Here is an 11,760-nt window from a genome sequence, read left to right on the forward strand (position 1 = left end):
CCGGAGTTTATACCTCCGGCCGGTGTTTACGACGTCTTTTACTTGCCGAGCTTGCCGAGTTCGGTCGTCAGCTCCGGAACCGCCTGGTAGAGGTCGGCGACAAGGCCGTAATCGGCAACCTGGAAGATCGGCGCGTCCTCGTCCTTGTTGATCGCGACAATCACCTTGGAGTCTTTCATGCCGGCCAGATGCTGAATTGCGCCGGAAATGCCGACGGCGACATAGAGCTCGGGCGCCACGACCTTGCCGGTCTGGCCGACCTGCCAGTCGTTCGGCGCATAGCCGGCATCGACCGCCGCACGCGAGGCACCGACACCGGCCCCAAGCTTGTCGGCGAGCGGCTCGATGTACTTGGCAAAATTCTCACGGCTTTGCATGGCGCGGCCACCGGAGACGATGATCTTGGCCGAAGTGAGCTCGGGACGGTCGCTCTTGGCAACTTCCTCGCCGACGAAGGTCGACAGGCCCGGATCGGCCGCACCCTGAACGGTCTCGAGCGGCGCGCTGCCACCCTCGCCCGCAGCGGCGAAGGTCGAGGTCCGCACCGTGATGACCTTCTTGGCGTCCTTCGACTTCACGGTCTGGATGGCGTTGCCGGCATAGATCGGGCGCTCATAGGTGTCGGGGGCGACCACCTTGATGATCTCCGAGACCTGCATGACGTCGAGCAGGGCGGCGACACGCGGCATCACGTTCTTGAAGCGCGAGGTCGCGGGCGCGACGATCGCGTCATAGCCGGATGCCAGCGAGACGATCAGCGCGGCCAGCGGCTCGGCCAGATCGTGCGCGTAGAGGTCGCCATCGACGAGCAGCACCTTCTTCACGCCGGCGAGCTTGGTCGCGGCATCGGCCGCGGCCTTGGCGTTCTGGCCGGCGACCAGGACTTCGACATCCGCGCCGAGCGCGGCGGCCGCGGTCAGGGCCTTGTTGGTCGCATCCTTGAGCGACGCGTTGTCGTGTTCGGCAATCAGAAGCGTCGTCATCAGAGCACCCCGGCTTCGTTCTTGAGTTTCGACACCAGCTCGGCGACGTCCTTGACCTTGACGCCAGCCTTGCGGCCCGCCGGTTCAGTCGTCTTGAGAACCTCGAGGCGCGCGGCGACGTCGACGCCGTAATCGGCGATGGCCTTCTCCGCGATCGGCTTCTTCTTCGCCTTCATGATGTTCGGCAGCGAGGCGTAGCGCGGCTCGTTGAGACGGAGATCGGTGGTGACGATCGCCGGTCCCTTCAACTTCACGGTCTGCAGACCGCCGTCGACTTCGCGGGTGACCTTGAAGTCAGAACCTTCGACCTCGAGCTTCGAAGCGAACGTCGCCTGCGACCAGCCGAGCAGCGCGGCCAGCATCTGGCCGGTCTGATTGCTGTCGTCGTCGATCGCCTGCTTGCCGAGGATGATGAGGCCCGGCTGCTCTTCTTCGGCGACTTTCTTCAGGATCTTGGCGACCGCGAGCGGCTCGACTGCACCTTCCGCCTTCACCAGGATGCCGCGGTCGGCGCCCATGGCAAGACCAGTGCGGATCGTCTCCGACGCCTGCGCCGGTCCAATGGAGACCACCACGACCTCGGTCGCCTTGCCGGCTTCCTTCAGACGCAGCGCTTCCTCGACCGCGATTTCGTCGAACGGGTTCATCGACATCTTGACGTTGGCGAGTTCAACGCCCGATCCATCGCCCTTGACGCGGACCTTGACGTTGTAATCGACCACCCGCTTTACCGGCACTAAGACCTTCATCGATCCTCTTTCACTCAATTTGGGAGGGGGGTTATCAACTGGCGCGGAACCTAAAGGCCTGATCTGCCCCGGTCAACGCGCGAACGGGCCTAATTTTAGCCTTCTGAAATGCAGCGGTCTCGATGGGTCAGCGGTTCTGGCCTGGAACCCAGAGCACGTCGCCGGCGCCGTTACCGTTGGCGGCTCGGCTGGCCACGAACAGGAAGTCCGACAGGCGGTTCATATATTGGATGCCAGCCGCGCTGACCGGCTCGCCCGGCCGGGCCGCCAGTTCCACGATCACCCGTTCCGCCCTGCGGCATATCGTGCGCGCCACATGGAGATAAGCGGCGGCCGGCGTGCCGCCGGGAAGCACGAAGGAGGTCAGCGGGGTAAGCTTGTCGTTGAGCGCGTCGATGTCGCGCTCGAGCCGTTCGACCTGGCTCGCCACCACCCGCAGCCGTTCCGCCTTGCCTTCACGCTCGGGCACCGCGAGATCAGCACCGAGATCGAACAGATCGTTCTGGATGCGGCCGAGCATTGCGTCGAGTTCGGCCATGCCCCCGGTATGGAGCCTGACAATTCCGATCGCGGCGTTGGTCTCGTCGACAGTGCCATAGGCTTCGACGCGCAGATCGTATTTCGGACGCCGCTCGCCGGTTCCAAGCGCCGTCGTGCCGTCGTCACCGGTCTTGGTGTAGATGCGGTTCAACGTGACCATGGGGCCCTCTTGAGTTGAGGCATGATCCTGTCGGAAAACCGCTTCACACTTTTCCGGATCATGCCCTAGCGCCCCATGGCCCAGACCGCGGCCATCGCGATGACGATCGCCACGAACTGAAGCAGCACGCGCCAGCGCATCAGCTTCTGCGAGGTGTCGGGCGAGCCGCCACGCATCATGTTGACGAGACCGAGCAGCAGCACCAACGCCACGGCACCGACTGCGATCGGCAGGATAAAAGTACTCAGGATAGATGCCATTCGGGGGTGATAACACCATGTGCGCCGGTCCGCCATGGTGCAGCGGCAGCCGCCGGCGCCATTCTACGCGCGTCCCGGAATGACAGCGGGGCGTTTCGCGAACTGGCTTTTGGGCCAATAATGTCAGATGGTAGCGTGATGATTTCCGATTTGTGCCGATTGCCTGCCCTCCTCGCCTCTCCCTGCGTCCAGGGGGAGAGAGCAGCGGCGTAGGTGCCACGTGAAAGCCGTCCGCTACATCTACTGCGTTCTGGAGGATGCGTTCTACACGTTCCTCGCCGATGACGGCTGGGCCATCGCAAGCCACATCGCCCTGTCGACACTGATGGCGCTATTCCCGTTCCTGATCGTGCTGACCTCGCTCGCCGGCTTCTTCGGCTCCAAGGAACTCGCCGACCAGGCTGCCAGCCTGATGCTGCAGATCTGGCCCAAGCAGGTCGCCGATTCGATCTCAGGCGAGGTCCATGACGTCTTGACCACGACCCGCACCGGCATTCTGACCATCGGCGCGGCGCTGTCGGTCTATTTCGCCTCCAACGGCGTCGAGGCGCTCCGGGTCGCGCTCAACCGCGCCTATGCGGTGGTGGAGATGCGGCGCTGGTACTGGCTGCGGCTGGAATCCATCCTCTACACGCTGATTGCGGCTTTCACCGCGCTCGCCATGGCGTTCCTGATCGTGCTCGGCCCGCTCCTGATCGAAGCGGCGCGGCGCCATATCCCGCTGTTCGTCGAGTCCAACGAGAGCATCCTCACCTGGCTGCGCTACGGCATCACCATCGGTGCGCTGGTGGTGGCGCTGATCATCCTCCACGTGTGGCTGCCGGCGGGACGGCGCAGGTTTGTCCAGATCCTGCCCGGCATCATGTTCACCATCGTGGCGTCGCTGATATCGGGCATCGTGTTCGGCCAATATCTGGCGCGCTTCGCCAACAATTACGTGACGATGTATGCGGGGCTCGCCTCGGTCATCATCGCGCTGGTGTTCCTGTACTTCATCGCCGCGATCTTCGTTTACGGCGGCGAACTCAACGCCGCGATCATCAAGTCGCGGCTTCCTCACGGCGTGTCGCTTCAAGCAGCGCAGTCGCTAGCGCCCGCGGAGACACAGGCTTGACCAGGAAGGCGTCGGCGCCGGCCTCGCGCGAGGCTGCCTCGTCCTCGCCGCGACCGGACACCCCGATGATCGGGATCTGAGCCAACGGCGCGTCCATGGTACGGATCCGCCGGATGGCCTCGACGCCGTCGATGCCCGGCAGCACCATGTCCATCAGCACCGCATCGAACGCGCCTTGCGCGAGCCGGCCGACGGCGTCCTCGCCACGCCCGATGAACTCGGCATGATGGCCGAGCTCGGTCAGAATCGTGTTGAGCACGACACGGCCGAACGGGTTATCCTCGACGCTGAGGACGCGCAGCGCGGCGACCGTATCGACCTCGGCCCCGCCCTTTGTCTTGCTGGATTTGCCCGGTCCCGTGGCATCCAGTGACACCGTCAGGGTGAAGGTGGCGCCGCCGCCGCGTCGTGGTGCGACGCTGATGTCGCCGCCCATCGCCCGCGCCAATTGCTTGACCGAGGACAGGCCGAGGCCGGCGCCGCCGAAGCGCGAGGCAATGGTGACGTTGGCCTGGGTGAACGGGCGGAACAGCCGCTTGATCTCGGCCATGGTGAGGCCGATGCCGCTGTCGGACACCGCGAAAGCAACGCCGACCCTGCCTTTGGTTTTGGTCTTGCCTTTGGCAGGACGCCACGGCTCGACCGCCAGCGCCACGCCGCCCTGGTCCGTGAATTTCACGGCATTGTCGATCAGGTTCTCGAGCGCCGCGCGCAGGCGGACGGGATCGCCGACCACGAGGCCGGGGAGCTTGTCGGAGATACTGACCTCGGCCTGGAGCCCCTTGGCTGCGGCGCGCCCCGCAAGCGAATCGCCGGCGCTGCGGGCGAGCGTGCGCAGATCGAACAGGTCCTGCCGCAGCGCGCTGCCCCTGCCGGCCCCCTTGCCGCTTCTGGCGGCATCCACGAACAGCGTGGCAAGGCTCGCCAGATGCTCGGCCCCGGCCTTGATGGTGTCGGCCCAGCGCCGCTCCCGCTCGCCGAGATCGGAGGTCGCGAGCAGGTCGCTGATCGCCAGAATGCCGGTCAGGGGGGTGCGGACCTCATGGGCAAAGGCGGCGAGCGCCGCCTGGACCACGTCAGGCGCAACCACCTTCGTGCTGCGCTTGCGCACCTGTGCAGTCGCCCCGGACCGTTTCCGAGGCGGTCGGCTGGACGTCCGCGTGGTGCGCGCTGGGCGCTTCTTCGCCGCCATGAATTCCCTTCGAAGTCTCCCTTTCGGGCCCGGGTTGTTTACCGAGCATGGCACGGCGAAACACCCGGAGTCACGGCGACGTTTCGCTAACCCCCAGAGAAACTTAACCTAATCCCACCAGCTGGCGGATACCGGCAGGCGTGATGCCGGCCGCGCGCAAGGCGCGCAGACCGGTCGAGCCGCTCGATTTCGACAGCTTCCGCCCGTCACCGTCGCAAATCAGCCGGTGATGGCGGTAGGCGGGTTCGCCCAGGCCGAGCAGGACCTGGAGCAGGCGATGGACGGAAGTCGCGTGAAACAAATCCTGGCCGCGAACGATCTCGGTGACACCCTGCAGCGCGTCGTCGACGACCACGGACAGATGGTAGCTGGTGGGCGTCTCCTTGCGGGCCAGGATCACGTCGCCCCAGGCCTCCGGTCGCGCCGGGATGGCGCCGCGCTCGCCATCGCTCCCCTCGCCGAGCTCATGCCAAGTCAGGCCGGCAATCCGCTGACAGGCGGCCGCCATGTCGAGCCGCAGCGCGTAGGGCATGCCCGATGCGATGAGACGATCGCGCTCGGGAGCCGACAGCGATTTGGCTTCACCAGGATAAAGCGGCGCACCGTCGGGATCGCGCGGCCACGGGCCATCCGCCTCGCGCGCGGCAACGAGCTTCGCGATCTCGGCGCGGCTTTCGAAGGCGGGATAGACGAGACCAAGCGCCGACAGCTTGTCCAGCACGGCGCGATAATCGGCGAGATGCTCCGACTGCCGCCGCACCGGCGTCTCCCACTCAATCCCGAGCCAGGCAAGATCCTCGTCGATCGCCGCCTCGAATTCCGGCCGGCAGCGCGTGCCGTCGATGTCCTCGATCCGCAACAGCAGCCGCCCGCCACTCTCGCGCGCGCGGTCGAAATTCAGCAGCGCGGAATAGGCGTGGCCGAGATGCAGGAAGCCGTTGGGGCTGGGGGCAAAACGGAAAACGGGTGGCACCATCTGATAGATCTCGTCATGGCCGGGCGTGGCCGTCACGGCTGTGTTCCGGGACGGTCCGAAAGGACCGAACCCGAAATCTCGAGATTCCGGGTTCGATGTCCGGGTCGCGCTTCGCGCGATCCCGTCGCATCACCCCGGAATGACGGAGTAGGATAATAGATGCGTGGTCAAGCCCGCGCATGACGTCGGAGAGAGCCTGCCAAACACATGACCATCCACCTCGAAACCCAATCCGATCTCGAAGAGGCCGTTCACGCGCTGATCAAGCGCGATCCGCGCCTCAAACCGGTGCTCGAAATCGCGGGCATGCCGGCGCTGCGGCGGCGCGAGCCGGGCTTTGCGGGGCTTGCCCACATCGTCTGCGGGCAGCAGCTGTCGACCGCGAGCGCCGCGGCGATCTGGGGACGGCTGTCGTCGGCCTTCGACCCGTTCGACCATGAGGCGGTGGGGCGCGCCCGCACCGACCGGCTAGGGCGGCTCGGGCTCTCGGCCGCCAAGATCAAGACGCTGAAGCACCTGGCGCGCGAGATCCGCGCGCAGCGGCTGAACCTCGACGTGCTGGCCGAGGAAGACGCCGATGCCGCGCATCACACGCTGATCGCGCTGCCCGGCATCGGCCCATGGACCGCGGATGTCTATCTGCTGTTCTGCCTCGGCCATGGCGATGCCTGGCCGGCCGGCGACCTCGCCGTGCAGGAAGCCATCAAGATCGGTCTCGGCCTGAAGGCGCGGCCGACCGAGAAGCAGATGGCGCCGCTCGCCGAGCCCTGGCGTCCCCTGCGCGGCGCGGCGGCGCATTTGTGGTGGAGCTATTACCGTGCGGTGAAGAAGCGCGAGGGCGTGCTGGCAGGATCGAACTAGCCGCGCAGCCGCTCGCGATCGGCGCGGGCGCATTCGGCCACGAAATCGACCACGGCCCGCACCGCGGACAGCTCGACCAGATCAGGGTGAGCGAGCAGCCAGAGATCGGCGACGCTGGCGAGCTTCTGCGGCGCGACACGCACGAGGTCCGGATAGCTCTCCGCGACGAAGCAGGACAACGCGGAGATCCCGATTCCCGCGCGCACCGCCGCCAGCATGTCGCCCTGCGAGGAGCAGCGCATCACCATTGTGCCCTGCCGCGTGATCGCATCGCTCCAGCGCGCCAGCTGCGCGTTGGAGTCTTGATCGGCAAAGCCGATGACGCTGTGCCCCTTCCACTCGCCGCTGCGTTCCGGCAGGGACCGGCCCGCCGCATAGTCGCGCGAGGCATAAAAGCCGGTGCCGAGACGGCCGATCTTGCGACCGACTAGATTTTCCTCGCCGCTGTCGACCGGACGCAGCACCACGTCGGCTTCGCGGCGCCGCACGCTGGCCGGAAATGGATGCGTGATGATCTCGAGCCGGATGTGATCATGCGCGCCGAGGAAGGATCGCAGCCGCGGCATCAGCCAGTGCGAGGCCAGCGTCGCGCCGATCGACAGCTTGACGGTGCCGCGCGCCTTGCGGCCGCCGGCGCCAACGGCCGCCTCAGCCCGCAGCGCGGCAGCGGCCATCGCCTCCGCATGCTCGCGCAAAGTGCGGCCGTCGGCGGTGAGCACGAACCCCTCCGCGGCGCGCGCCAGCAACTTGGTGCCGAGCTGCGCTTCCAGCGCCGTGATCTTGCGGCTCACGGTCGGATGGCTGACATGCAGCCGCCGCGCCGCCGCGGTGAAGCTGCCGGTATCGGCGACCGCGACGAAGGTCTTGCAGAGATCCCAATCCACAGGCGCTTCCGTTCAAACCTGGATAGACACATGTTCAATATTGAACGATCCCCCGGCTGCCGTGCAACCCTATAGTGGGGCCAAAGGCGCTAGCGGACACCTCGCCGGCGCGACAATCGACATGGAAGCGCTCGACCATCGGCCGGCAGGCCGCCGACGCGCGCCGTCAGGAGGATCGGATGGCACTGCCCGCCCTGCTCAAGAACAATCTCGAGCTGCCCGTCGTCGGCTCACCCCTCTTCATCGTGTCCGGCCCGGACCTGGTGATCGCGCAATGCAAGGCCGGAATCGTCGGCTCGTTTCCCGCGCTCAATGCCCGTCCGGTCGAGAAGCTCGACGAGTGGCTGAGCCGCATCGAGGACGAACTCGGCGAATACAAATCGCGCAATCCCGGCAAGAAGGTCGCACCCTACGCCGTCAACCAGATCTGCCACGCCTCCAACGACCGGCTGATGAAGGACATGGAGACCTGTGTGAAGCACAAGGCGCCCATCATCATCACCTCGCTGCGGCCGCCCGCGGAGATCGTCGAGGCCGCGCATTCCTATGGCGGCCTCGTGTTCCACGACGTCATCAACGTCAAGCATGCGCGCAAAGCCGCCGAGCAGGGCGTCGACGGCCTGATCCTGGTCTGCGCCGGCGCCGGCGGGCACGCCGGCACGCTGTCGCCCTTCGCTTTGGTGCGCGAGGTCAAGCAATGGTTCGGCGGCGCCATCCTGCTGTCGGGCGCGATCAGCGACGGTTTCGGCATCGCCTCGGCGCTGACGCTGGGGGCCGACCTCGCCTATATGGGCACGCGCTTCATCGCGACGAAGGAAGCCAATGCCGACGAGGCCTACAAATCCGCGCTGACGCAGCACGCCGCGCATGACATCGTCTACACCAACCTATTCACCGGCGTGCACGGCAATTATCTCGGCCCTTCGATCGCCGCCGCAGGACTCGATCCGGACAATCTTCCGGCCGCCGACAAGTCGAGGATGAATTTCGGCTCCGGCGGCAACATGAAATCAAAGGCGTGGCGCGACATCTGGGGATCGGGCCAGGGCATCGGCCAGATCGTGGACGCGCCGCCGGTCGCCGAGCTCGTGGACCGGATGAAGGGCGAATTCGACCAGGCAAGACAGGATTTCCTGATGCGCGCCAGCGCCTGATGGTTCGGACTGACAGAACGAAAAACGGGAGGACACCATGAAGCTGGCAGCCGCACTGATCGGCCTGTCGTTGCTGACACTCGCCGCCGGCAAGGCCCATGCCGAAGGCAACGATGAGATCCGGATCGGGCAGACCCTGCCCTATAGCGGCCCCGCCTCCGGCTTCGGCGCGATCGGACGGACGCAGGAGGCGTTCTTCGAGAAGGTGAATGCCGAGGGCGGCATCAACGGCCGCAAGGTCAAGTTCATCACGCTGGACGATGCCTATTCGCCGCCGAAGACGGTCGAGCAGACCCGCAAGCTGGTGGAGCAGGACGAGGTGCTGATGATGTTCGGTTCGCTCGGCACCGCCACCAACAGCGCCGTGCAGCGCTACCTCAACGGCAAGAAGGTGCCGCAGCTTTTCGTGCTCTCCGGCGCGACCAAATGGGCCGATCCGCAGAAATATCAATGGACCATGCCCGGCATGGCCGCCTACGAATCCGAGGGCGTGGTCTATGCCAAGCACGTGCTGCGGACCAGGCCGGCCGCCAAGATCGCCATCCTGTCCCAGAACGATGATTTCGGCCGGGACTATGTCGCCGGCTTCAAGCGCGCGCTCGGTGACAAGGCCGCGAGCATGATCATCGCGGAGCAGACCTACGAGACCAGCGCGCCGACGATCAGCTCGCAGCTTTCGACGTTGAAGGCATCGGGCGCCGACGTGCTGTTCGGCGTCGTGCTCGGCAAGTTCACCTCGCAGATGATCAAGGGCGTCGCCGAGATCGGCTGGAAGCCCGAGCTGTTCTTCGTGCCGACATCAGCCTCGTCGATCTCGTTCCTCGAGCCGGCCGGGCTCGACAATGCGGTCGGGCTGATCTCGTCGAGCAACCAGAAGGACACGATGGACCCGCAATGGGCCGGCGATCCCGGCGTGAAGGAGTACTTCGCCTTCATGAAGCAATACATGCCGACCGCAGATCTCTCCAATTCCAACTACGCGGCCGGCTACCATTACGCGACGCTGCTGATGACGGTCCTCAAGGCCTGCAAGGATGATTTCAGCCGCGACAACATCATGCGCCAGGCCGCGTCGCTGAAGGACGTCAAGCTGCCGCTGCTGCTGCCGGGCATGTCCGTCACGACAGGCCCCGACGACTATCTGCCGTTCCAGCAGCTGCAGCTCCGCCGCTTCAACGGCAAGAGCTGGGTCGGGTTCGGCGACGTGCTGGACGATCGGTGATGCGGGCGGAACAAGGACAGGCCATGATCATCAGCGGCGAACGCCGGATCGGCTATGACGAGATCCAGGCGCGCATCAAACGCGCGGCGAGCGGGCTTCGCGGCCTCGGCCTCGCCGAAGGCGCGCCGGTTGCCATGATGCTGCGCAACGATTTCGCGCTATTCGAAGTGGTTGCGGCCTCTGCCGCGCTCGGCAGTCCGGTGGTGCCGATCAACTGGCATCTCAAGGCCGAGGAAGTCCGCTACATCCTGACCGACAGCGGCGCGAAGATCCTCGTTTGCCATGCCGACCTGCTGCCGCAGATCCGCGCCGGGATCCCCGACGACGTCCGCCTGCTCGTCGTCGCAAGTCCGCCGGAGCTTGCGGCGACGTTCGCCATTCCTCCAGGGCTGACCGAGGTTCCCGCTGGACTGACCGATTGGGACCGCTGGCGCGACGGCCACACCGAAACCCAGGAGCCGCCGCGCCGCGCCGCCGCGATGATCTATACGTCGGGCACCACGGGCATGCCGAAGGGCGTGCGGCGCATGCCGATGCCTCCCGAGCAGGCCGCCGCCTCCGAGCGCGTCGGCGCCATCGCCTATGGCATCAAGCCGCGCGAGGGCCAAATCGTGCTGATCAACGGCCCGATGTATCATTCGGCGCCGCACTCCTACGGCATGATGGCGTTCCGCAATGGCTGCACCATCGTGCTGCAGGCGCGGTTCGACGCCGAGGAACTCTTGGCGCTGATCGAGCGGCACCGCGTGACGCACATCCACATGGTGCCGACCATGTTCGTGCGCCTGCTCCGCCTGCCCGAGGCGGTGCGCCATCGCTATGACCTGTCGTCACTGCGGTTCGTCGTGCATGGCGCCGCGCCCTGCCCGCCCGAGGTCAAGCGGGCCATGATCGAATGGTGGGGACCGGTCATCCACGAATATTTCGGCTCGACCGAGACCGGAATCCCGGTGTGGCATTCGGCCGAGGAAGCCCTGAAGAAGCCCGGGACAGTCGGCCGCGCCATCGAAGGCGGTATCGTCAAGATCTTTCGCGATGACGGCAGCCCCTGCGGCGCCGGCGAGGTCGGCGAGATCTTCATGCGGCAGACGGCGGTGCCGGATTTCGACTATCACGGCAAGGCGCAGGCCAGGGCCGAGGCGGGGCGCGAGGGTCTCGTCAGCGTCGGCGATGTCGGCTATCTCGACGAAGACGGCTATCTGTTCCTGTGCGACCGCAAGCGCGACATGGTGATCTCGGGCGGCGTCAACATCTATCCCGCCGAGATCGAGAGCGTGCTGATCGGAATGCCCGGCGTGCGCGATTGCGCCGTCTTCGGCATCCCTGACGCGGAATATGGCGAGCGGTTATGCGCCTGCATCGAGCCCGACAGCGGCGCACGGCTCTCCGCCAGCGCCGTACAAGGCTGGCTGCGCGACCGGCTGGCCAACTTCAAGGTGCCGAAGGACGTTCAGTTCCTGGATGCGCTGCCCCGCGAGGCGACCGGAAAGATCTTCAAGCGCAAGCTGCGCGACCCCTATTGGGCTGACCACAAGGCGGGTGGGCCTTAGTTCACCGCCGAAGCCCGGCCTGGACATCGCCGGCACATTCCGTCCGAGCAGTGCCATATGCCGGCATCGCTGGGGTCGCTGGCTTTTGGCGGCCCGCGAAACAGGATAGCTTCGA

The 11,760-nt window shown here is 65.9% G+C and carries 12 protein-coding genes; 5 read left to right on the forward strand and 7 right to left on the reverse strand.

Translation table 11 applies throughout. From position 1 onward, the window contains the following. Positions 1-38: 38 nt before the first annotated feature. The 4 genes from RPS27_RS17330 to RPS27_RS17345 all read right to left on the reverse strand — a co-directional run bounded on the left by RPS27_RS17330 (position 39) and on the right by RPS27_RS17345 (position 2,692). Positions 39-983, reverse strand: coding sequence for an electron transfer flavoprotein subunit alpha/FixB family protein (locus RPS27_RS17330; RefSeq protein WP_194405847.1), 945 nt, complete (start codon positions 981-983; stop codon positions 39-41). Continuing rightward, positions 983-1,732, reverse strand: a complete 750-nt coding sequence (locus RPS27_RS17335; protein WP_212065895.1) for an electron transfer flavoprotein subunit beta/FixA family protein — start codon at positions 1,730-1,732, stop codon at positions 983-985. Before RPS27_RS17335 ends, RPS27_RS17330 begins: the two co-directional genes overlap by 1 nt. A 127-nt stretch (positions 1,733-1,859) precedes the next feature. Then, positions 1,860-2,432: a cob(I)yrinic acid a,c-diamide adenosyltransferase gene (locus RPS27_RS17340; protein WP_212065894.1), complete on the reverse strand. Its 573-nt coding sequence runs from the start codon at positions 2,430-2,432 to the stop codon at positions 1,860-1,862. A 65-nt stretch (positions 2,433-2,497) separates the two neighbouring features. After that, a complete protein-coding gene (locus tag RPS27_RS17345) occupies positions 2,498-2,692 on the reverse strand; it encodes a twin transmembrane helix small protein (protein ID WP_183246976.1) in 195 nt (64 codons plus the stop codon). Between the two features lie 220 nt (positions 2,693-2,912). Between RPS27_RS17345 and RPS27_RS17350 the strand changes: the two genes are divergently transcribed. Beyond that, complete coding sequence (locus RPS27_RS17350) at positions 2,913-3,806, forward strand: YihY/virulence factor BrkB family protein (protein ID WP_212065893.1); 894 nt, start codon at positions 2,913-2,915, stop codon at positions 3,804-3,806. On the opposite strand, the gene RPS27_RS17355 is transcribed toward RPS27_RS17350, so the two are convergent. Both RPS27_RS17355 and gluQRS read right to left on the reverse strand, forming a co-directional pair. Then, entirely contained in the window at positions 3,733-4,998 is a 1,266-nt protein-coding gene (locus RPS27_RS17355; RefSeq protein WP_212065892.1) for an ATP-binding protein, read from the reverse strand. The two genes, RPS27_RS17350 and RPS27_RS17355, sit on opposite strands and share 74 nt — an antisense overlap. A gap of 103 nt (positions 4,999-5,101) precedes the next feature. Further along, positions 5,102-5,974, reverse strand: coding sequence for a tRNA glutamyl-Q(34) synthetase GluQRS (gluQRS, locus tag RPS27_RS17360; protein ID WP_313754207.1), 873 nt, complete (start codon positions 5,972-5,974; stop codon positions 5,102-5,104). A gap of 207 nt (positions 5,975-6,181) precedes the next feature. On the opposite strand from gluQRS, the gene RPS27_RS17365 reads away from it, so the two are divergent. Continuing rightward, entirely contained in the window at positions 6,182-6,835 is a 654-nt protein-coding gene (locus RPS27_RS17365) for a DNA-3-methyladenine glycosylase family protein (protein ID WP_211418694.1), read from the forward strand. Here RPS27_RS17365 and RPS27_RS17370 read toward each other — a convergent pair. Continuing rightward, on the reverse strand, positions 6,832-7,719 hold the full coding sequence (locus tag RPS27_RS17370; protein WP_212065891.1) for a LysR family transcriptional regulator: 888 nt from the start codon (positions 7,717-7,719) through the stop codon (positions 6,832-6,834). The genes RPS27_RS17365 and RPS27_RS17370 overlap by 4 nt on opposite strands. A 179-nt stretch (positions 7,720-7,898) precedes the next feature. Here RPS27_RS17370 and RPS27_RS17375 point away from each other — a divergent pair, with 179 nt between their 5' ends. Genes RPS27_RS17375 through RPS27_RS17385 form a run of 3 tightly spaced genes read left to right on the forward strand, consistent with a single transcriptional unit; the run spans position 7,899 to position 11,645 of the window. After that, on the forward strand, positions 7,899-8,873 hold the full coding sequence (locus RPS27_RS17375) for a nitronate monooxygenase family protein (protein WP_212065890.1): 975 nt from the start codon (positions 7,899-7,901) through the stop codon (positions 8,871-8,873). A gap of 37 nt (positions 8,874-8,910) precedes the next feature. After that, positions 8,911-10,095: an ABC transporter substrate-binding protein gene (locus RPS27_RS17380; protein WP_212065889.1), complete on the forward strand. Its 1,185-nt coding sequence runs from the start codon at positions 8,911-8,913 to the stop codon at positions 10,093-10,095. Between the two features lie 23 nt (positions 10,096-10,118). Further along, a complete protein-coding gene (locus RPS27_RS17385) occupies positions 10,119-11,645 on the forward strand; it encodes an acyl-CoA synthetase (RefSeq protein WP_212065888.1) in 1,527 nt (508 codons plus the stop codon). The last annotated feature ends 115 nt before the right edge of the window (positions 11,646-11,760 follow it).

Source organism: Bradyrhizobium sp. WYCCWR 12699, assembly GCF_032144035.1.
Classification (GTDB): Bacteria; Pseudomonadota; Alphaproteobacteria; order Rhizobiales; family Xanthobacteraceae; genus Bradyrhizobium.